This is a genomic window from Erwinia sp. 009765445 (assembly GCF_058137865.1).
Map to the genome: position 1 here is coordinate 101190 of NZ_JBYUWC010000012.1, position 20501 is coordinate 121690.

Genomic DNA, 20501 nt, shown 5'->3' on the forward strand with positions numbered 1-20501 from the left:
TTGCCCGATAAAAAAGCTTTTGTCCTCCACCAGTACCCGAGTGCACGACAGGCTGTCAAGGAAAAGGATCAATGCCCTGCTATTAATCCTTTTATATCAGCTTGATGCAGAAATTATGTCGGAGTAGTGAGGCTATCCAGCACCTGCGCAGAGTGGGCAGCAAAAACACTGCATCCGGAGCTGTTCCCGGATCTGGATATGATGAAAGCAACTCAGGATTTCTATGCCCGCTTCTTCGACTACACGCTGACGACAGATGATGCTCACCGGAGCCTGCAGGCAAAGGGACCTGAGTAATCCGAAAAAAGGCAGATTCTCATTTGCAAGCTGAAAAGGTTGACGTTTTATTGTGCAATCGCCAGAGTCTGATGCAGCTTATGGGCGTATGTGGCACCGTTCATTCATCAGCAACCAACTGTGACGTGAACGATAAAAAAAACCTGACTTTTTACGTCAGGTTTTGTTTGCCTCTTCTTAAGACTTAAGCTGTTCCAGCAGTTGCGCTTTCCCTTCCTGAGAAGTACGTTCAAAACTCAGGGGCGTCACGGAGATATAACCTTCCTGCACCGCTTCCAGCTCGCTGCCTGGCATCTTCGGCAGCTCACCGTGTTCCACACGGATCCAGAAATACTCGTCGCCATACGGATCCGGCACCGGCGTGACTTTCAGCCCGGTGACTTTTCCCATTCCCTGGCTGGTGACCTTCAGGCCCTTGACGCGATCCACCGCCACATCAGGGAAATTCACGTTCAGGCAGCACTCTTTCTGCAGCTGCAAATCCAGCAACTGCGAAATCGTCTCCAGCGCGTAACGTTCAGCCACCGACCAGTCGATCTTCGCATCCTGCTCTTTAACCTGGCTGAGTGCGATTGAAGGAATTGCCAGCAGCGTGCCTGAAATCCCGGCCCCGACGGTGCCGGACAAAACCGTCTCAAAACCGATATTCGAACCGAGGTTAATACCCGACAGGATCAGGTCAGGTGGCGAACCGGCCATAATGTGCCGCAGCGCCACAGCCACGCAGTCCGCTGGCGTGCCATGCACCGCAAACTTCTGCGGACCCTGCTGGGTGACCCTTACCGGCTCGCGCAGGCTGATTGAATTGGAGACGCCGCTGCGATCCGTGGCGGGCGCGACAATCCACACCTCTTCTGCCAGTTGCTTCGCCACTGATTCCAGCAGCACGATCCCTGGTGCATCCAGTCCGTCATCATTGGTCAACAGGACCCGATGAACTTTCTTTGCCATCTTTCACTCCCGGGTAAATTTGAAGGCGAGAGCCGCCCTATTAAACATAGAAGTTTTCCACAAATATTCGTCCATTCAGAACATAAGGCTATCCGCCCGGTAATTCCGCAGACAACCGGGTGTCAGGGATGTTCACCAAATGCACTGGCAAACAACCCTTTCTGTTCCGCCATCGCATCCTGCTCATCCTGTCCTTCACAGATCAGCTCAATGCTGGAATGACCTTTTACCCCCGCGCCCAGTACGCTCATCATTCCTTTAATTTGCGTCTCTTTCCCGTCATGTATTAAAACCACTTTTGACTGATACTTCTTTACTGTTTTCGCTAATGTTGCTGCCGGACGCGCATGTAAACCGGTACTGTTTATTACCCGGATCTGTTCCTTAAGCATAGGAATACCCTTAAGATAAAATGCATCTTAATAGTTTAGTACAGTAAGTTTAAAAAAGAATTTTAATGAATATTGTTCATCATCATTATTTTACTGTAGACGTCATTTTCCACAGCCGATTTAGCCTGGGTCATCACACCGGCTAAATTCGCTTCATTATTATTCCTGTTGTAAGCATGACCTACAGAGGATATAAATGCCTTCCGTAAATCACTGGCAATATTCACTTTCACCACGTTGTAATTCACAAAAGTTTGCAGCGTCTTTTCATCAATCCCCGAGCCGCCATGAATAACCAGCGGGACAGGCGACAGTGAAGCGATTTCCTGCAGCAACGGGATATCAATGCGCGGGATATCATCCAGACCGTGGACGTTACCGATGGAGATTGCCAGCATATGGCAGCCGGTCTCTTGCACGAAACGCTTCACTTTTTCCGGTTCGGTTTTGCAGTCCGCTTCACTGACAGGGTCATCTTCTTTGCCGAGGATGGCACCCTGTTCAGCCTCGACAGGAACTCCATAATACTTATAGAAATCAATGACTTGTTTTGTGAAGGCGATATTTTCTTCAAACGGTAAATCTGCGCCGTCAATCATCACGGAAGTAAAACCGACCCGCACGGCCTGCTTCACATCGTCAAAGGTTTTGCCGTGATCCAGATGCAGGCTCACCGGCACATCCATCATTTCCGCCCGACGCCGCACAATCTCATAGATATAGTCGTAACCTGACAGTTTGGCATTGGTCGGTGCAATCTGGATGAAGTTTGGCAGTTTTGACCGCTCAATAGCATTCAGAATAGCAATGGTGGTTTCCAGATTGGTGGTATTAAAAGCCCCGGCCATGCCCCAGCACCACCGGCCCGGTCACGGTCTGATGCTGCGCTTTATGAATGTCAGTGCCACACAGGCCACAGGCTTTCATTTTGATCAACAGATCGCCTTCGCCGATGTCAGGTAGTGCGACTTCTTCGTAACGGATATCACCCTTTGCATACTAAACGCTGGCTTTCATACTGACTCCTTATTGGCCTGCCGTTCGATTTGGATCTTTTCATGGTAAAAAGGCAGATACACATGTCTGAAGTGATCAAGACAGTCGCTGACCAGTTCCTCCACCAGCAGATAATGCGTTTGATCTCTGTTCCCGGCTGGCTGCTATCATCGCCGCCCCTTTGCTGACCGCTTCATCAATGTCGCAGGCGATCACTTCCCGGTTAAGTATTGTGGATTTCAGCCGCAACCAGAACGAATTTTTACAGGCTGAGCCGATCACCTTCACCTGTTCAAAATGGCGGTCCGTCAGGGTTTCACAAGTGTCGAACAGGTTTTTCAACTCAAAGCACAGGCCGAGGAAGATAAACTTCAGGATTGCCTTTTTATCCGTGTTTTCGTTGATGCCGTAAAACATTGCCCGGGAAAGGATGCTGCGGTTCGGCGGGCCACTTCCTCGCAGATGTGGGATAAATCCACCCATGCTTTTGCGAAATTCCGCTACGTCATTCAACTCGCTGTCCAGTTCGGCCATCAGCCCGTTGAAAGCCTCCGCGCTGACGTTAAACAACTTACGAAACCACTCAATGCAATAACCTGCGGAGGGCAAAGAAGCGTAAAGTGTGTGCCTTCCCGGCACCACATGCAGTCCGTTTGAAAGCCGCGCACGATAAAACTCTTCAGATAATTCAGTCTGTTACTGCAGAATCAGCAGACCTTCAGTGGTGGCGGTAGAGTTAAGGATCTGGCTGCCGTCCTTCACTCCGGCGGCGACAGAACCGCACATATGGTCATGACCGGCGACGGCAATCCCCACCTTCCCGCTTAGTCCGGTACGCGAGACAACGGACGGCAAAAGCTGCCCGATCTCAGTGCCCGAGGCGACCACCGGGCTGAAAATATCCCCCGGCAGTTTGCTTTTTTGCAGGATGGTTTCTGACCAGCTGGCACTGCGGATATCCAGCGCCAGCGTGCGGGAGGCCAGCGACGCCTCCGCCCGCTTCACGCCACAAAGCCGGAATGCAATGTATTCCGCAATGCACAGCCAGCTCACCCGGCTGTCCGGTAAACCATGATGCTCAATGATCCAGCTGATTTTGTTCAGGCTGTAGTTACTGTGCGGCGGGATACCGGTGATGCGATACAGCTCCTGCTCGTCAAACTGCGTGAGCATTTTCTCCAGCTGCGGCTGAGTCCGGGTGTCATACCAGGTCATCGCCGGGCCGACAGGCCGGTCACTGCCGTCCAGCAGTACCCCGGCTTCGCCGACGCTGGCCACGGCAAGCCGCCAGTGCACCTGTAAACAGCAGGCCGCGAAATTTTTTTAACACGCTAATAACCCCCAATTGCATTCCGTTTTGAACGCGGAAAGTGAAAAAGAGTATGCTAAACAAGATCTAACCATAGCGGATATTCAGCATAAAGCCGACTCATCGCCCGGCTGACGGGGCCTGCAAAGCGGCCTCGTTAGCAAAAAGGGCTATGAAGAATGGCGATTTTCCACTTCCAGGGTACATTTATTTTGTAAGTGCAGATTAAAAGGATCGGATCATGCTGAACAGTACAGGTTGGTTGCTCACAATGTTGTGGCTGACTCTTTGCTGCCTGCTTGAACCAGAAGCGCCCGAACGTTCAAGTTTCTTTATGAGCGCCTGAGGCCCAGGCCTCTGGTGAGCTGAGCGGCAATGTAATACCCAGTGCCTGATAACAGAAAGGGGCGAATATCTTCGCCCCTTTCTTTTACCTTCAGTGTCTCGCAGGCTGCTTACTTCCTGTTGAAGTCGATCACCATACGGCCTTTTATTTTCCCTTCGAGCATCTCATTGAAGATCGCATGGATCTCCTCTGGTACACGACGGGTCACCTTCGGCACCACTTTACCTTCTGCCGCAAACTGGAAAGCTTCCGCCAAATCTTCCCTGGTCCCCACCAGTGAGCCGACGACCTGAATGCCGTCCAGCACCAGCCGTGGAATATTCAGACTCATGGAGTCCGGCGGCAGGCCCACCGCAACGATACGGCCCCCGGCCCGCATTGCATCCACCGCCGAGTTAAAGGCAGATTTTGCCACCGCGGTTACCACTGCGGCATGGGCACCTCCCACTTTCTCCTGAATCACTTTGGCCGCATCCTCCTTCGCCGGGTTGATCACCAGATCCGCGCCCATTTCACTGGCAAACTACAGTTGGGCATCATTGACGTCTATCGCAATCACTTTGGCATTGAAGACATTCTTCGCATACTGTAGCGCCAGGTTGCCCAGGCCACCCAGGCCGTAAATCGCGATCCATTTCCCCGGCTGAACACCGGAAACTTTCACCGCTTTATAAGTGGTGACCCCGGCACTGGTCACGCTGCTGGCAGCCGCTGAGTCCAGACCATCCGGTACCTTCACCGCATAATCTGCCACCACGATACACTCTTCTGCCATGCCGCCATCCACGGTAAATCCAGCGTTCTTCGCATCGCGACACAAGGTTTCATTGCCGGTGGTGCAGTATTCGCAATGGCCGCAGCCCTTATAGAACCAGGCAACGCTGGCCCGATCGCCAATCTTCAGCGACGTAACGCCAGGCCCCACTTTCTTCACCACGCCAACGCCTTCATGGCCCAGAACAATGCCGGTCCGGTCGCCAAAGTCGCCATCTTTTACGTGCAGATCCGTGTGGCAAACTCCGCAGCAATCCATTTGTAACAGCGCCTCACCGTACTCCAGCGCCCGCAGTTTTTTGTCCACAACATCGACGGAATGATTTTTATTTACCACTACAGCTTTCATCTTCCTTTCCTCTCTGAGTGTTTTCCGTTCATCCACTATAGAGGCATTCCTGCGCGATTTTTTAATTCAGAGCAGGCTAAAAGGCCAAAAAATGCAGTAATAAACAATCATGCTTTTATGAATGAACGACCGGCCCAATAATAATGAAACATCGTTTTATTAAATTAGTGAAGTGAGCGAGGTTTTTCTTCTTCTCATCGCCATACCCTTAACCCGGCTGGCAAAATCGCAAAGGTTTTCCAGTCAGCATCACTCTACTTTAGCCCCATCCCCCGACTTTAGGCCGGGCGTGCAATCTGGTAAATCAGGACGAAAACTATGACGACACGTAAACCTGGAACGCTAAATTATCTTGCTTATGGCTCGGGAGATTTTCTCGGTGCTGGCACAATGGCACTGACCTCGGCCTGGCTGCTCTATTTCTATACTACGTTTTGCGCCCTCAGCCCGATTGAAGCCACCTCCATCTTCGCCATGGCCCGTATTGTGGATGGCGTGGTCAGCCCACTGATGGGCTATCTGACCGATCATTTCGGTTCAACAAGGCTTGGCAAACGCTTTGGCCGCCGCAAATTCTTTATCCTCACTGGCATCCCGCTGGTGTTCAGCTACAGCCTGATGTGGCTGGGAGATATGACTTACGTCTATTACCTCCTGACCTATCTGATTTTCGAAGTGGTGTACACCTCCATTCTGGTCCCTTACGAAACGCTGGTACCAGAAATGACCGATGACTTTAAAGAGAAGACCAAATTCTCTGGTGCACGCATCGCACTAGCGCAGCTTTCCGCTATTCTGGCGGCATTTCTGCCCGGCATCCTGCTCAGCTATTTTGGTAAAGATAATCCTCTCTCCTTTTTCTATTCGAGCCTGGTGTTCTCCGTGCTTTGCGCCATCGTGCTCACCCTGGTGTATTTCTTCACCTGGGAACGTCCGGCGGAGAAAAAATCCGCTGTGGCACTGGCTGCTGAGCAGCAAAAACTGACGCTTGGTCAAAGCCTGGGACGCCTGAAGATTGATCTGCTGTCAACGTTGCGCATTCGGATATTCCGTCAGCATCTGGGCATGTATCTCGGCGGCTATATCGCCCAGGACGTGTTCAATGCGGTGTTCACCTATTACGTGGTGTTTGTGCTGATGCAGAGCGCCACCGTTGCCTCCACTCTGATGGGTACGATGGCCGTTCTGCAGTTCATTGCCGTGATTGGCATGATCCCGCTCTGCATCCGCTTTGGACCAGCCCCGTCTTACCGCATGGTGGTCGTGCTGTTTGGCCTGAGCAGCATCTCATATGGCCTGCTCTATTACGCTGGCCTGAGTGATGTCTTCTCGCTGCTGCTGCTGATTTCTGCTATCGCAGGTCTGGGACGTGGCGGTATCAACTACGTGCCGTGGAATATTTATACCTACATCGCTGACGTGGATGAAGTGATTACCGGGCAGCGCCGCGAAGGTATTTTCGCCGGCATCATGACCCTGACCCGTAAAGCCTCTCAGGCAGGTGCAGTGATGCTGGTCGGCATTCTGATGCAGTTCTCCGGATTTGTTGCAGGCAGCAATGAACAGACTCCGCTGGTCAGCCACACCATTCTGGCCATTCTTTGCGGCGGTACGCTGCTGGTACTGTGCATCGGTTTCGCTATCTCCCTGCGCTTTAAACTCAACCTCAAAACACACCAGATCCTGCGCGAAGAAACCGAAAAAATGCGTGTGGCTGGCAACGTCACCCCAGACAACATTACGCCAGTGGCCCGGGCAACAGTAGAGATGCTGGCTGGCCTGCCCTATGAAAATCTGTGGGGCAATAACAACATTGGTTACCTCAACCGCCACAAACCCGCTGCGAAGTCGCTGTCTGGCCGAGTGGCCCGCCTGGATAACACTGGCGATAATTTAACCCATTTATAGTTGACTAAAGATCCATGAGGAAAAGTGCATTATGGTCGTATACCCAGTGAAACACAGCCCGCTCCTGTGCCAGCCCGAACGGTTTATCTCCAGTCAGGAGCTCCATCAGCTCATTAATAAACTGGTGGATAACCTGGTCAATATTACCGATGAAACCGGCGAATTTTTGCTGAGGCTGGATGATGGCAGGGTCATTGATACCAAAGGTTGGGCTGGCTGGGAATGGACGCACGGCGTGGGTCTGTACGGTATTCATAAATATTACCGCCAGACCGGGGACGATCGGTTGCGTCAGATCATCGATAACTGGTTCGCTGACCGTTTTGCCGAAGGCTCCACCACCCGCAACGTTAACACAGTTTGCCCGTTCCTGACGCTGGCATACCGTTATGAAGAAACACGCGATCCGCGCTGGCTGCCCTACCTGGAGAGCTGGGCAGACTGGATCATGCACAGTATGCCGCGTACCGACATGAATGGTCTGCAGCACATCACGCTGGCGGAAGAGAATCATCAGCAACTATGGGACGACACGCTAATGATGACCGTATTGCCGCTGGCAAAGATCGGCAAATTACTGAACCGCCCTGACTATATCGAAGAGGCTAAGTATCAGTTCCTGCTGCATATTCAGCATCTGATGGATAATGAAACCGGGCTGTGGTTCCACGGCTGGACGTTCGATGGTCACCATAATTTTGCTAATGCCCGCTGGGCACGTGGCAACAGCTGGCTGACCATCGTGATCCCGGAATTTGTGGAGCTGCTTGAGCTGCCTGAAAAAGATGCAACTCGTCGCTTTCTGCAACAGGTTCTGTCCCGTCAGCTGGCCGCGTTGGAAAAATGCCAGGACGAGAGCGGACTGTGGCACACGCTGCTTGATGACCCGAACTCCTATCTTGAAGCCTCTGCCACGGCTGGCTTCGCCTTCGGCATGTTAAAAGCCGCACGCCGCCACTGCGCCGATCCTCGCTATATCGCTGTAGCGGAAAAGGCTATCAAAGGGCTGATTTCCAGGATTAATTCTGAAGGTGAACTGACTCAGGTCTCCTTTGGAACAGGCATGGGCAAAGATCTTGATTTCTACCGCCAGATACCGCTCACCTCAATGCCTTACGGGCAGGCGATGGCGATACTGTGTCTGGTGGAATACCTGCACGTCTATCTGTAAATAAGGAAACCTGCATGATTCTGAACGATTTTTCTCTTCACGGAAAGGTGGCGATCGTCACCGGATGCAATACCGGCTTAGGGAAAAGTATGGCAGTTGCACTGGCGCAGGCTGGCTGTGACATTGTGGCGATCAACCGCAGTGCTCCACTGGAGACCGCCGAAGAAGTGCAAGCACTGGGGTGCCGCTTCCTGAGCCTCAAGGCCGATCTGAGCCGACAGGACGAATTGCCATCACTGTTGGAACGTGCAGTAAAAGAGATGGGACACGTCGACATTCTGGTCAATAACGCAGGCATTATCCGCCGTGAGGATGCGGTTAATTTCAGCGAGAAAGACTGGGACGACGTAATGGATGTGAATGTGAAAACGCTGTTCTTCTTATCGCAGCAGGTGGCACGCCAGTTTATCGCCCAGGGGCGCGGCGGCAAGATAATCAATATTGCCTCCATGCTCTCCTACCAGGGCGGCATTCGCGTGCCTTCTTACACCGCCTCCAAAAGTGCGGTGATGGGACTGACACGTGAGCTGGCCAACGAATGGGCGAAATACGGTATCAACGTTAACGCGCTGGCACCCGGATATATTGCCACCAATAACACCGAAAAACTGCGCAAGGATGAAGTGCGCAGTGAGGAAATTCTGTCCCGTATCCCTGCCGGGCGCTGGGGACAACCACAAGATCTGATGGGACCGGTGGTGTTTCTGGCCTCACCAGCTTCCGACTATATCAATGGATACACCCTTGCGGTGGATGGCGGCTGGCTGGCGCGCTGATCCTTTCTGCACCCTTTAAACGACTGAATGCTCAATGCAGGAGAGAAGATGAATATTGCACTGATGATGGAAAACAGCCAGGCGGGGAAAAATGCCCTGGTATTACAGCAGCTGCAAGCTGTTGCTGCGGATAACCACGATGCGGTATTTAACGTGGGGATGAGTGACGATCAGGATCACCATCTGACCTATATTCACCTGGGGATTATGGCGAGCATCCTGCTGAACGCCAGAGCGGTGGACTTTGTAGTGACCGGCTGTGGCACAGGCCAGGGGGCAATGATGTCACTGAATATTCATCCGGGCGTGGTTTGCGGATATTGTATCGACCCGGCGGATGCCTTCCTGTTTGCTCAGATCAACAACGGTAACGCCCTGTCACTGCCGTTTGCCAAAGGCTTTGGCTGGGGAGCAGAGCTGAACGTACGCTATATCTTTGAGAAAGCGTTCACTGGCCGCAAAGGCGAGGGCTACCCTGTCGATCGTAAAGAGCCGCAGGTACGCAATGCCGGGCTGCTGAATCAGGTTAAAAACGCCGTGATCAAAGAGGGCTATCTGGAAACTTTAAGCGCCATCGATCCGGAACTGGTGAAGACCGCTGTGGGCGGCAAACGCTTCCAGCAGTGCCTGTTTGAGCACGGCAAAGATGCGGAAATCATTGCCTGGGTCAGAAAACTGATTCAGCACTGATAATCTTGTGCCGTGGTCAGTGATACAGCTGACCACGGCCAATAAAAACTTCAGCCATCCTGATTCGGATAATATAAGCATCTTCCGTTGTCCCTCCAGTTTCAAATTACATTCAATGTTATCTCTCCCGATCATTATTTACATTAAATTCACAGTGGATAACTATTCTAAATTGATCTGCATCAATCAGGCACACCACCATTAACGTTTCATATAACCGTTTAAAAGAGGTTTAAATAATCCTGTTATATTTGGTGCAGAAACATACAGAAACTATGGAGAAATAAATTTATGAAAACTGGAATTATTGGTCTGATGATTGCTGGGGTACTCACCTCTTCCGTTGCTTTTGCTCAGGAAACGACTACCTGTGTGAAAATGACTGAACCTGAAGTTGCCGCGATGTTTGATCGCTGGAATGACTCACTGAAAACTGGCGATGCCAAAACTGTTTCAGAAAACTATCTTTCCGATGCTGTTTTGCTGCCAACTCTGTCAGATAAAGCACGCCTGACCGACGAAGAACGTATCGATTATTTTGAAAAGTTCCTGGCGAAGAAACCGGTCGGCCATATCGACAGCCGTACTATCCGTACCGGATGTAACAAAGCCATCGATACCGGAACTTATACCTTTACCTTTGGCGATGGCAGTACAGCTGCAGCCCGTTATACCTTCACCTACAGCTGGAACGGTGAAAAGTGGCTGATCTCCAGTCACCACTCTTCAGCAATGCCGCAATAATCCTTTTTAAATCTCCACATCCGCAAGGTGTGGAGATTTTTTTATCCTGACCAACCTGTTTTTAACTGAGGTGTTCAATGAAAATTCAATCAGCTCTGCTTGCCGTAATGACCGTATTTGCCCTCACCGGCTGTTCAAGCAATTATGTAATGCAGACCCAGAACGGCGAAATGATCATCACCAAAGGAAAACCAGAAACAGATAAATCTACCGGGCTGGTAACTTACCGTGACGCGGCAGGTAACCTGCATGAAATTAACCGCGACCAAATCAAACAGATTGTAGAAAAATAAAAATAATTTCAATAACACTCTGAAATAATTCAGGACGAGCTGCCCTTACCCCCTTGAATGGCAGCCGATAGCTGTAATTGAATTAAGGCTGGAAACCCATGTCACTGATTAAAAAACTCGCTTATGTGGCTATGCCACTGATGCTGGCCTCACTGCTTTCTGGTTGTGTTTTTCCTCATCATAACGCGCATCACTCAACTCCTGAGCCGCACCATCTGCCAGAACATCATCAGCCAGACAACCACCACCACCATGAGTCGCACCCTAATCATCCGCACCACTCATAATGCCCATAAGTCTGAGTCACCTACTTTTTATCACGATAAATCAACAGGTTCCCCCCCTCAAAATCAGGCCTGGAATCTGCATATATTGATTAGGATCTCTTTAGTTACCCACCTTTCAGTGTAATATCAACCCTGCAGGGATGGCTATGCCATTGATGACCATTATCACAGGGAGTTAATATGCCAGTTTCCACCTTTACGCTGCCCGGCGAGATCGCCGTGACCGTCAGAACGCCCGCTTCAGAAGTTTCCGCCCCCGCTATCATTCTTTGCCACGGATTCTGTGGGATCCAGCAGTTGCTGCTGCCCGCCTTTGCCGATGCATTTATGCAGGCGGGCTTTACTGCCATCACTTTCGATTATCGGGGATTTGGTGCCAGCGGTGGCGAGCGAGGCCGACTGGTACCGGAGCAGCAAATAGAAGATATTCTTAGCGTGGTCAACTGGGCCAGGACACTGCCGGGTGTGGCCGAAATTGGATTATGGGGAACCTCATTTGGTGGCTGCCATGTGCTGGGGGCGGCAGCCCGGGATCCGCAGATTAAGTGCGTGGTCAGCCAGCTGGCCTTTGCTGATGGTGAGGCTATCGTCACCGGCAAAATGTCGGCGGAGGAGAAGTCCGGCTTTATCGCCACCCTGGATAAAATGGCCGAAAAACAGGCCAGCACCGGCAAGGAGATGTTTGTAGCCATTACTCGCGTGCTGAATGATGCCGAGTCGAAAGCTTTCTTTGAAAATCATAAAGCAGAGTTCCCGACCATGGATATCAAAATCCCTTTTCTTACCGTCCGGGAAACGCTGCAGTACAAACCTCAGGACAATGCCCGCAAGGTCAGTTGTCCAACTCTTGTGGTGGTTGCCGGTGCAGACAGCGTCAATCCTCCCGAGCAGGGCATCGCTCTGTATGATGCCGTCGCGTCACAGGAGAAGAAATTGCACCTTGAAGATGGCGCAAAACATTATGATATGTACAGCGGCGAACATTTCAGCAATATCATCAGCCAGCAGATTGACTGGTTTAAAACCTGGTTGTGAACTCGCTCAGCTGATGGCCGTTAATCCTTAACGGCCTGTTCTGCTGATGCCCCGCTAAGTTTAAAGACCGGAGATCCCCGCCCAGCCGTGGATCGCCATATAAATCCCCACTACCGCAATAAGTGCGCTGGAAAAATACGGTGCACGCTGCGCTAATTTATTCAGCCCACTCCAGCGCTTTGTCGCCTGGCGCAGACTCAGCGCGGCTCCCACGCCAACGGTAACCAGCGTCAGGGCCAGCCCAATACTGAAACACAACACCAGCAGTGCCCCCAGCGAGAATGCCTTCACCTGAATGCACAGCAGCAGTACGGTGATGGCCGCCGGACAGGGGATTAATCCTCCGGTCAGGCCAAACAGGACGATCTGGCCGGTGGTCACTTTGCGGTTAGCAAAACGCTTTTCGATATCGTTCGCATGCGCCCGGGCATGAGCGTCCTGATACTCTTCGGTGCGTAAATCGATGCGAGGTAGCGCGGCACCTCCCTGTAGGTTTAGCCGGGCTGGCTGATGCGAATGAAAATGCAGGGCGTGACTGTGGCCGTGGTTGTGCCCGTGAGTATGAATGTGGTCGTGGCTGTGTCCGTGGTCGTGACTGTGCTCATGATCGTGACTGTGCCCATTTTTCCAGTCATGTGCTTCACGCCAGGTCCGCCAGCACATCCAGGCCGCCGTCGCCAGAATAATGCCGCCGGAAATCAGCTGAAACCAGGGCTCGGCAGCATCGGCAGTAAAGCGGTTGCTGATATACATCCCACCCAGAGCAATCGCCCACACCACCATGGTATGAGATACCGTCGCCGCCAGACCAAGCAGTGCAGCCTGCTTCACCGTACCGCGCACAGCGATAATAAACGCCGCCATCATGGTCTTCGAATGCCCAGGCTCCAGCCCGTGCAATGCGCCCAGCAAAATGGCACTGGGAATAAATAACCACGCATTCCCTGCACCCTGCTGAAGTAATACGGTAAAATCCATCATGCTTGTTTTTCCTGCACCACTGACAATAATTAATTATACTATACCCCAGTATACTATCTAATCAAGGAGCTCATGTGTCCCATACCATCGCCGATAAGAAAAAACTGCTGACGCGGGTTCGCCGCATCCGTGGGCAAGCCGATGCGCTGGAGAAAGCGCTGGAAAGCGAAACCGGCTGCATTGCCATTTTGCAGCAGATCGCTGCCGTTCGCGGAGCGGTCAATGGATTAATGAGCGAAGTGCTGGAAGGGCATATCCGCGAGCACCTGATGGAAGAGGAGCTGGATAAAGCGGAAAAAGAGCAGGATCTGGAGAAAATTGTCGCGGTAATCCGGTCGTACATGAAGTAACGTCTTGTGCAGCACAATTGAAAACGTCTTCGGTTATGCTTAGCTGGCGAGCCGTGCTCAGAGCGCGGACTGATTAACGTAAGTCCTTTTATAAGGAGCAAGTATGAAAAAAGTAATGCTACTGCTCGCCGCCCTTGCGGCAACCGGAGCGGCCCATGCTGAGGGAGAATCTGACGATCCGGCCCAGGGGTATATTGCCAATCTGTGTACCCTCGTCACTCAGGAAAAATCGTCCGGCCCGGTGGACAGCTATATAGCGAAGTTGAAAGCCCTCGATGCCCGTGGACAGTCCCCATCTGCACAGGAAAAGCCAGAGTTTGATGAAGATGAAGCCCGCACGGTGATCGCCGCGTGGATGAACCTGAGCGAAGACCAAAAGAAAGAAGCCCGCCAGAGCCAGGAAGCCTGCCAGAACGCTACGCTGGACGAATATCAAAGCCAGGATTGACCCCTCATCTCAGGCCCCTGTCGGGGCCTGTGGCAAATTTTCAATCCGGAGTGCCATGTAACAACCGCGCAAGCTGGCGCTTAAGCTGTGCTTTCTCCTGCTCCAGCCGGTCGACCTTATCCAGCAAGGTCAGCGCCACGGCAGTACCTGACCACTCCAGTTCCAGTTCAATACGCAGGCGACAGGCACGCTTCAGATAATGCAGCGCGTGGTAATCAAATATCCAGTCGGCTTGCGGTTGAAGCGGAGCAATCACCCCCAGCTCAACCACTTCAGTCAGCTCTTCTGGCGGGATATCCACCACCTGACAGATTTCAATCACTGTGTAGCGTTGTTCCGTCATCATTTTTCCTCCCATTGCGTGCGGGGATCAAAGGCGGCCTGCTTTGCCAGCTCGCGCCACAATTCTGCGATTTTGTCGTCCCCTTTTGGCGGCATGACTATCCTGAGAATGGCATACAGATCGCCAGTGCTGCTTTTACCGGCCAGTCCCTTACCCTTGATTCGCAGGCGTTGACCATTCTGACTTCCGGCGGGCACCGTCAGCGCTATTTTTCCGCTCAGCGTGGGAACCTGAACAGAAGCACCCAGCGCGGCTTCCCACGGAGTCAGCGGTACCACAATCTGCAAATTATGGCCGTCAATTTCAAACAGCGGATGCGGCGCAATTTTGATTATCAGATACAGGTCGCCGTTAGCTCCGCCGTTGATCCCAGCCACACCCTGACCTCTCAGGCGAATACGCTCACCATCCACCACACCTGCAGGAATTTTCACCTTCAGTGTTTTGGCGACTTCATCGGTCTGGCGACCCATCACGTCAAACACCGGCAGTGAATAGGATACGCTACGGCTCTCACTCTGCAGGGTTTCTTCCAGAAACAGCGGCACTTCCATTTCCAGATCCTGACCGCGCACCGGAACAGCCCCGTGGCTGGCACGCCGGTACCCGCCACCAGCAGCCTGACGGCCAAAAATGGACTCAAAGAAGTCTGAGTAGTCACCATGAGAACTCTGGCTGCCCTGCCGGTGGCCACTTTCGTAACTGTAATCCGGAGGAGGCTGAGAGAAACGGGGATCGTCACGATGCTGGCGGAGCAGATCGTATTCGGCACGCTTTTCGCTGTCTTTCAGCACCTCATAAGCTTCGGCCATCTCTTTAAATTTGCTTTCAGCGTCCTTTTCGCTACTGACGTCCGGATGATACTTGCGGGCCAGACGCCGGTAGGCAGTTTTAATGGCTTTCAGATCTGCAGAGGGATCAACCTCCAGCAGGGCATAATAGTCTTTAAATTCCATATTTTAACACCTTATAGTCACAACACTTGCGGAGAATCATCATCTTCCATCCCTGTTGGGTCTGGATCGCAGCAAGGGGGGTCACTACTCAGTGTAGGGCGAAAAAAGCAAAAAAAGATCATGCCATCCCGCCATTAGCACGGATCACCTGGCCGTTAATCCAGCCGCTCTGCTCGCTGGCCAGAAAAGCGATAACAGCTGCAATATCATCCGGCTGGCCAAGGCGCTGCAGCGGATTCATATTGGCCAGCGACTGGATCAACTCGTCGCTTTTACCGTTGAGAAAAAGCTCAGTAGCTACCGGTCCCGGCGCCACGGCATTGACCGTGATATTGCGGCCGCGCAGCTCTTTGGCAAAAGTACGGGTAAAAGCTTCCACAGCCGCTTTACTGCCGTTATAGATAGCATAACCCGGCATGTTCAGCGCCACTGCCGAGCTGGAAAGATTGATGATCCTGCCACCATCTTTCATGCGTTTTCCCGCTTCACGCAGAGTGTTAAATGTCCCCTGCACGTTGATGCCAAACGTCTGGGTGAACAGCTCATCTGAGTGCTCAACCAGCGGCTGCGTTTTCAGCACCCCGGCGTTATTCACCAGCAGGTCCAGACGGCCAAACTTGCTCTCTGCTGCATCGAACAGGGCGGCAACGGCGGCAGCATCAGAAACATCACCCTGTACCGCCAGCGCATCCACGCCCACGCCTTTCAGTTGCTCCACCACTTCAAGCGCTTCTTTCTCTTTGCTGACGTAGTTAACCACCACGTTGTAACCATCCTCTGCCAGGCGTAAAGCGATCTGCGCCCCGATACCGCGTGATGCACCCGTGACGATTGCTACTTTATTAGTCGAAGTCATGATCTCTTCCTCAATTGAATGTCAGTGTGCAAACAGCATGATTGATATTGCATAAAAGATAATTAAGCGCTAATGAGTAACTTTATTCCGTTTACTTTAACAATGAGGCTGAGATGGACCGTTTTCAGGAGATGCAGGTCTTTGTGAGAATTGCCGAGCGCGGCAGCTTTACCCAGGCGGCCGAAGATCTGCAGATCCCCCGCGCTACCGTCACTAATCTGCTGAAAAGAATGGAGGCGCGGATTGGCACCCGGCTGCTGGAGCGCACCACACGCACAGTTACGCTGACCGATGATGGCAAACGGTTCTACCGCAACTGCGTCAGGCTTCTGGCGGATATGGAAGAAGCGGAAAATCAGTTCCGTAACACCGTGCCGAAAGGTCTGCTGAGGGTCAATATGCAGGGCACGCTGGCAAAGAATTTCGTGGTGCCCGCGCTGGGTGATTTTATGGCCCGCTATCCCGATATTCGTCTGCAAATCAGCGAAGATGACCGTTTTGTCGATCTGGTCAGGGAAGGCATTCACTGCGTGCTGCGCGCCGGAAACCTGCAGGACAGTTCGATGGTGGGACGTCGGGTCACTCAGCTGGAACAGATCACCGTCGCCAGCCCGGGCTATCTGGAAAAATATGGTGTGCCTGAGTCGCTGGAAGAACTGGCAGGGCACTATGCGGTGAACTATATCTCCAGCGCGACCGGCCGGGCCATGCCACTGGAATTCGCTGTCGGCGATGAACTGAAAATCGTGCAGTTACCTGAGCTGGTAGCCGTTAACGGTGCAGACCTCTACACTGCCGCTTCCCTGGCAGGGATGGGCATTGTGCAAATCCCCCGCTATCGGGTTCTGCAGGAACTGGAAGAGAAGAAGCTGGCAATTGTACTGCCGGAGCTGTTACCACCGCCGATCCCGGTATCGGTACTTTACCCACAGAATCGCCACCTTTCGCAGCGCGTCAGGGTATTTGTCGACTGGATTAGCGAAATTTTTCAGTATGTCAGTTAGAGGAGCTGGATCAAGAGAAGTGCGACAGGGAAAGTGATAACCATCAGTCTTTCCCTGACCGCGGTTATCGAGGGTTTCTGGCCGGAACTGTTAATACATAGCGCCTGGCGGTACATGTTTAAACGTTTGAACATAGCAACGAAACACGTAGTTAAAGAATTTTTTCATACTGCCTCTGATTCAAATTTTTTTGGTATAACGCAAAAAAAGTATACAAGAAGGGTTATTTTCAGGCAATAAAATTTGAACCAGATCACAAATTTGACTTGAAGGCGGCAGAGCGAAAGGGAAACAAAAACGGAATAAGCGGAACTGCGCCCGCCACAGAGTGACAAAATCAATCAGGCCAGCAGACCTAAATGTTCCACCAGAATGCTGGTGCCGATGCCGATTAGCACCACGCCACCGAAGATCTCAGCCCATTTACCCATTACCGGTCCAAGGAAGCGGCCCAGCAGAATACCGGCAGACGCCATAATCATGGTGGAAGCACCAATCGCCAGCGCGGTGGTCACAATATTCACCTGCAGGAAGGCCAGACCCACGCCCACGGCCATCGCGTCCAGACTGGTTGCCACAGCGGTGGTCACCAGCAGCCAGAAACCGTGGCGTTTCGGCGCGTCTTCCGTTGCTTCTTTCTTGCGGAATCCTTCCACTATCATGCGTGCACCGAGCACAAACAGCAGTGTGAAAGCGACCCAGTGATCCCAGGCCATCACATAACGACTGGCCGCAATACCCACTCCCCAGCCAATCAGAGGGGTTAACGCTTCAATCACGCCAAAAATTAACCCGGTGCGAAGAGCTTCTTTAAAACTGGGACGATGCAGGCTCGCCCCTTTTCCGATTGCCGCCGCAAATGCGTCCATCGACATGCCAAAGGCCAGAATAAGCGTTGCATATAGATTCATTGTGGTTATACCAGCTTGACGGCCGTGTCACCGCGCAAGCATCAAAAGAACAGATCTCGCATAAAAAATAAGCGCAAGAGACTCATTGAGAAACGCATCCTGCCATGAATTTTCGTAAAAAAAAAGACAATAAAATCAGGGGTTTGAGTATAGCATTGGCTATACTTTTTAACGAATGCTATTTTCCGGTAAGAATAAAGGACAAAAAGGCTAAAAGAATTACTGCCTTAACCGGCACATCCCTGAAGGCATTGGGGGATTATCCGGCAGATAAAGGGTAAAAAGACGGGGGTTAACAAGGGGCAATTTTTTTACGGGATCGTTGCCGGGCGGCAGAGTCACCGCCCTGCATTCCTCACCATACGCGATAAACTTTACCGGTTTCCACGCCATCAATACTGCGGCGGTAGGCCAGAGCAACCCGGCTGGCATCAGCACTTTCAAACCCCGGAAAGAACGGCCCATAACTGTCCAGCGCTTCGGTCAGCACCGTCGGGCTGACGGCATTAATGCGTAATCCTGGCAGTTCGTTAGCCGCCGAGATTACAAAACCTTCCAGCGCCGCGTTCACCGCAGTGGCATTCACACCGGTGCGGATTGGCTGCTGCGCCAGAATACCGGTGGTCAGAGTGAACGAGCCGCCGGAGTTGAGAAATGCTTTCCCCAAAAGCACCAGGCGTACCTGTCCCATCAGCTTATCCTGCAGGCCGCTGTTAAACTGCTCAGTGGTCATCTCACCCAGCGGGCCAAAATGTACGCCACCGGTGGCTGATACAATTGCATCCACCTTGCCCGTTTTTGCAAACAGTTCACGGACGCTCTCTTCCGAGGTTAAGTCGACCTGGAAATCGCCCTGCGTTTTCCCCACGCGGATCACCTGATTGTCGCGGGCCATCTCCTCAACCACACCCTGACCTATCGTGCCCGAAGCACCGATCACTAAAATTTTCATGCTGTTCTCCTGATTAGTCGGATTTCATCATGAAGAAATGCAATCCGGGGATAAATAGCCGATAATTTCGCTCACTCCAAACCCAGAGTTTGTAACGATGGACAAATTACGCAGCATCAGCGCCTTTATTGTTGCCGTGGAAAGCGGCAATTTCAGCGAGGCCGCTAAAAAGCTCGATATCACGGCGGTGATGGTCGGTAAATACGTCAGCCAGCTGGAAAGCGAGCTGAATATCCGCCTGATTGAGCGCAACACCCGCCGCCAGCATCTGACGGAGGCCGGTAAGAGCTATTTTGATGAGTGTAAGCAGCTCCTCGCCCATCTAGGCCGGGCGGAGGCCAATCTGGAAAGCATGAAGCGCTATCCTTCCGGCACGTTGCGTATCAGCGCGCCGCTTAACCTGGGTGCCAGCGTAATTGCCGGAGTAATTGCCCGCTACCAACAGCACTATCAGGATGTGCGGATCGAGCTGGAACTGAGCGATAACTTTGTCGATTTGATTGGACAGGGATTCGATTTTGCACTGCGTATTGGCGAACTGACGGGGGATGAAACGCTGGTTGCCCAGCGACTGGGAGAGTACAAAATGACCATTTGCGCCTCGCCGGACTATCTTGCCCGCTACGGCACGCCGGAGAAACCTGAAGATCTGGCGCAACATCGCTGCCTGAGCAATATGCAATGGAACAAGCGCAACGCCTGGCAGCTGTCAGATACGGTATTCTGGCCGTCAGTGGGCACGTTCAGCAGCAACGATGGGCTGGCCCTTCGCCATGCCGCGCTGGCCGGAGTGGGATTATTGCTGCAACCGCGCATTCTGGTTGCCGACGATATTGCCGCAGGAAAGCTGGTTCCGGTTCTCAACAGCTGGCAACACAGCAGCCGTCCGGTTCATCTTTTATGGCGGCAGGATTTGCATCCTTCCGAGAAGCGCAGCAGCTTTATTCAGTGGCTGCGGAATGAAGTTCCCCCGGCGCTTAATGCCTGAGGATTGAACCGGCGGGCAGATTACCGGAAAATGGCCGCCACTGACCGGAATGGAAGACTAATGAAAAACCCTTTTCTGACTTTTTTAATGCCGATGAGCACGCTGATGCTGGGCTTTCTTTCCGCCCTGTTGTTGCCTGCGCCGTGGTTTGGCCTGAGCCTGACGCACAAACTGGTGGAGATATTCCACCTCAGCGATATCGGCCAGCTCTACACGCTGGTGTTTTGCCTGTGGTTTTTGCTGCTGGGTGCGGTGGAGTATTTCGTGATCCGCTTTATTTATCTGCGTTTTGTGAAGGTATAAAAAAAAGGGCGGATCGCCGATCCGCCCTGAAGTGGCCTGATGTCCACAGCCCGTCAGCCCTGAAGCTGATTCTGTACGCCAGGCAAGCCAG

General features: G+C 52.3%; 26 protein-coding genes and 1 pseudogene. 13 read left to right on the plus strand and 14 right to left on the minus strand.

Translation table 11 applies throughout. The features are described from left to right. Positions 1 to 474: 474 nt before the first annotated feature. The 7 genes and pseudogenes from surE to adhP all read right to left on the minus strand — a co-directional run bounded on the left by surE (position 475) and on the right by adhP (position 5414). Positions 475 to 1248, minus strand: coding sequence for a 5'/3'-nucleotidase SurE (surE, locus tag AC3Y5R_RS14690; RefSeq protein ID WP_489921961.1), 774 nt, complete (start codon positions 1246 to 1248; stop codon positions 475 to 477). A gap of 122 nt (positions 1249 to 1370) precedes the next feature. Then, entirely contained in the window at positions 1371 to 1640 is a 270-nt protein-coding gene (locus AC3Y5R_RS14695) for an HPr family phosphocarrier protein (RefSeq protein WP_489921962.1), read from the minus strand. A gap of 62 nt (positions 1641 to 1702) precedes the next feature. After that, positions 1703 to 2488, minus strand: coding sequence for a class II aldolase (locus AC3Y5R_RS14700; RefSeq protein WP_489921963.1), 786 nt, complete (start codon positions 2486 to 2488; stop codon positions 1703 to 1705). After that, positions 2472 to 2567, minus strand: a complete 96-nt coding sequence (locus tag AC3Y5R_RS14705; protein ID WP_489922022.1) for a hypothetical protein — start codon at positions 2565 to 2567, stop codon at positions 2472 to 2474. Before AC3Y5R_RS14705 ends, AC3Y5R_RS14700 begins: the two co-directional genes overlap by 17 nt. A gap of 165 nt (positions 2568 to 2732) precedes the next feature. Then, complete coding sequence (locus tag AC3Y5R_RS14710) at positions 2733 to 3278, minus strand: FGGY-family carbohydrate kinase (RefSeq protein WP_489921964.1); 546 nt, start codon at positions 3276 to 3278, stop codon at positions 2733 to 2735. A 54-nt stretch (positions 3279 to 3332) separates the two neighbouring features. After that, a complete protein-coding gene (locus tag AC3Y5R_RS14715) occupies positions 3333 to 3914 on the minus strand; it encodes an FGGY family carbohydrate kinase (protein ID WP_489921965.1) in 582 nt (193 codons plus the stop codon). Positions 3915 to 4400: 486 nt separating this feature from the next. Then, positions 4401 to 5414: pseudogene (gene adhP / locus AC3Y5R_RS14720) on the minus strand (alcohol dehydrogenase AdhP). Between the two features lie 318 nt (positions 5415 to 5732). On the opposite strand from adhP, the gene AC3Y5R_RS14725 reads away from it, so the two are divergent. From AC3Y5R_RS14725 to uilS, 8 genes are all read left to right on the plus strand, one after another. Beyond that, positions 5733 to 7322: an MFS transporter gene (locus AC3Y5R_RS14725; protein ID WP_489921966.1), complete on the plus strand. Its 1590-nt coding sequence runs from the start codon at positions 5733 to 5735 to the stop codon at positions 7320 to 7322. A 31-nt stretch (positions 7323 to 7353) separates the two neighbouring features. Further along, positions 7354 to 8493, plus strand: coding sequence for a beta-galactosidase BglB (bglB, locus tag AC3Y5R_RS14730; RefSeq protein ID WP_489921967.1), 1140 nt, complete (start codon positions 7354 to 7356; stop codon positions 8491 to 8493). A gap of 14 nt (positions 8494 to 8507) precedes the next feature. After that, the gene (gene kduD, locus AC3Y5R_RS14735) at positions 8508 to 9269 is read left to right on the plus strand and encodes a 2-dehydro-3-deoxy-D-gluconate 5-dehydrogenase KduD (RefSeq protein WP_489921968.1); all 762 of its coding nucleotides are present in this window, start codon (positions 8508 to 8510) and stop codon (positions 9267 to 9269) included. A gap of 48 nt (positions 9270 to 9317) precedes the next feature. Beyond that, positions 9318 to 9959, plus strand: coding sequence for an RpiB/LacA/LacB family sugar-phosphate isomerase (locus AC3Y5R_RS14740; RefSeq protein WP_489921969.1), 642 nt, complete (start codon positions 9318 to 9320; stop codon positions 9957 to 9959). 291 nt (positions 9960 to 10250) lie between these two features. Beyond that, positions 10251 to 10703: an SgcJ/EcaC family oxidoreductase gene (locus tag AC3Y5R_RS14745; RefSeq protein WP_158780649.1), complete on the plus strand. Its 453-nt coding sequence runs from the start codon at positions 10251 to 10253 to the stop codon at positions 10701 to 10703. A 77-nt stretch (positions 10704 to 10780) separates the two neighbouring features. Beyond that, positions 10781 to 10996: a YgdI/YgdR family lipoprotein gene (locus AC3Y5R_RS14750; protein ID WP_489921970.1), complete on the plus strand. Its 216-nt coding sequence runs from the start codon at positions 10781 to 10783 to the stop codon at positions 10994 to 10996. Between the two features lie 98 nt (positions 10997 to 11094). Beyond that, positions 11095 to 11283, plus strand: a complete 189-nt coding sequence (locus AC3Y5R_RS14755) for a hypothetical protein (RefSeq protein WP_489921971.1) — start codon at positions 11095 to 11097, stop codon at positions 11281 to 11283. A 180-nt stretch (positions 11284 to 11463) separates the two neighbouring features. Then, the gene (gene uilS / locus AC3Y5R_RS14760) at positions 11464 to 12318 is read left to right on the plus strand and encodes a UilS family quorum-quenching N-acyl-homoserine lactonase (RefSeq protein ID WP_489921972.1); all 855 of its coding nucleotides are present in this window, start codon (positions 11464 to 11466) and stop codon (positions 12316 to 12318) included. 60 nt (positions 12319 to 12378) lie between these two features. Here uilS and AC3Y5R_RS14765 read toward each other — a convergent pair whose 3' ends face one another. Then, positions 12379 to 13299, minus strand: a complete 921-nt coding sequence (locus tag AC3Y5R_RS14765) for a nickel/cobalt efflux protein RcnA (protein WP_489921973.1) — start codon at positions 13297 to 13299, stop codon at positions 12379 to 12381. 74 nt (positions 13300 to 13373) lie between these two features. On the opposite strand from AC3Y5R_RS14765, the gene AC3Y5R_RS14770 reads away from it, so the two are divergent. Both AC3Y5R_RS14770 and AC3Y5R_RS14775 read left to right on the plus strand, forming a co-directional pair. Then, on the plus strand, positions 13374 to 13649 hold the full coding sequence (locus AC3Y5R_RS14770; protein ID WP_489921974.1) for a metal/formaldehyde-sensitive transcriptional repressor: 276 nt from the start codon (positions 13374 to 13376) through the stop codon (positions 13647 to 13649). 103 nt (positions 13650 to 13752) lie between these two features. Continuing rightward, positions 13753 to 14097, plus strand: coding sequence for a hypothetical protein (locus tag AC3Y5R_RS14775; protein ID WP_489921975.1), 345 nt, complete (start codon positions 13753 to 13755; stop codon positions 14095 to 14097). A 40-nt stretch (positions 14098 to 14137) separates the two neighbouring features. Here AC3Y5R_RS14775 and AC3Y5R_RS14780 read toward each other — a convergent pair whose 3' ends face one another. From AC3Y5R_RS14780 to AC3Y5R_RS14790, 3 genes are all read right to left on the minus strand, one after another. Beyond that, entirely contained in the window at positions 14138 to 14443 is a 306-nt protein-coding gene (locus tag AC3Y5R_RS14780; protein WP_489921976.1) for a chaperone modulator CbpM, read from the minus strand. Next, entirely contained in the window at positions 14440 to 15396 is a 957-nt protein-coding gene (cbpA, locus tag AC3Y5R_RS14785) for a curved DNA-binding protein (protein ID WP_489921977.1), read from the minus strand. The genes AC3Y5R_RS14780 and cbpA overlap by 4 nt, the downstream gene beginning before the upstream one ends. A gap of 118 nt (positions 15397 to 15514) precedes the next feature. Beyond that, the gene (locus AC3Y5R_RS14790; protein ID WP_489921978.1) at positions 15515 to 16252 is read right to left on the minus strand and encodes an SDR family oxidoreductase; all 738 of its coding nucleotides are present in this window, start codon (positions 16250 to 16252) and stop codon (positions 15515 to 15517) included. A gap of 113 nt (positions 16253 to 16365) precedes the next feature. Between AC3Y5R_RS14790 and AC3Y5R_RS14795 the strand changes: the two genes are divergently transcribed. Beyond that, positions 16366 to 17256, plus strand: coding sequence for a LysR family transcriptional regulator (locus AC3Y5R_RS14795; protein WP_489921979.1), 891 nt, complete (start codon positions 16366 to 16368; stop codon positions 17254 to 17256). Between the two features lie 90 nt (positions 17257 to 17346). Here AC3Y5R_RS14795 and azuC read toward each other — a convergent pair whose 3' ends face one another. From azuC to AC3Y5R_RS14810, 3 genes are all read right to left on the minus strand, one after another. Next, positions 17347 to 17424: a stress response protein AzuC gene (gene azuC / locus AC3Y5R_RS14800; RefSeq protein WP_489922023.1), complete on the minus strand. Its 78-nt coding sequence runs from the start codon at positions 17422 to 17424 to the stop codon at positions 17347 to 17349. Positions 17425 to 17597: 173 nt separating this feature from the next. Next, positions 17598 to 18167, minus strand: a complete 570-nt coding sequence (mntP, locus tag AC3Y5R_RS14805; protein WP_158780660.1) for a manganese efflux pump MntP — start codon at positions 18165 to 18167, stop codon at positions 17598 to 17600. A 355-nt stretch (positions 18168 to 18522) separates the two neighbouring features. Beyond that, the gene (locus AC3Y5R_RS14810) at positions 18523 to 19119 is read right to left on the minus strand and encodes a short chain dehydrogenase (protein ID WP_489921980.1); all 597 of its coding nucleotides are present in this window, start codon (positions 19117 to 19119) and stop codon (positions 18523 to 18525) included. Between the two features lie 97 nt (positions 19120 to 19216). On the opposite strand from AC3Y5R_RS14810, the gene AC3Y5R_RS14815 reads away from it, so the two are divergent. Together AC3Y5R_RS14815 and AC3Y5R_RS14820 are read left to right on the plus strand one after the other, a co-directional pair. After that, positions 19217 to 20107, plus strand: a complete 891-nt coding sequence (locus tag AC3Y5R_RS14815) for a LysR substrate-binding domain-containing protein (protein WP_489921981.1) — start codon at positions 19217 to 19219, stop codon at positions 20105 to 20107. Between the two features lie 60 nt (positions 20108 to 20167). Next, entirely contained in the window at positions 20168 to 20410 is a 243-nt protein-coding gene (locus AC3Y5R_RS14820) for a DUF1158 family protein (protein WP_158780664.1), read from the plus strand. Positions 20411 to 20501 lie beyond the last annotated feature (91 nt).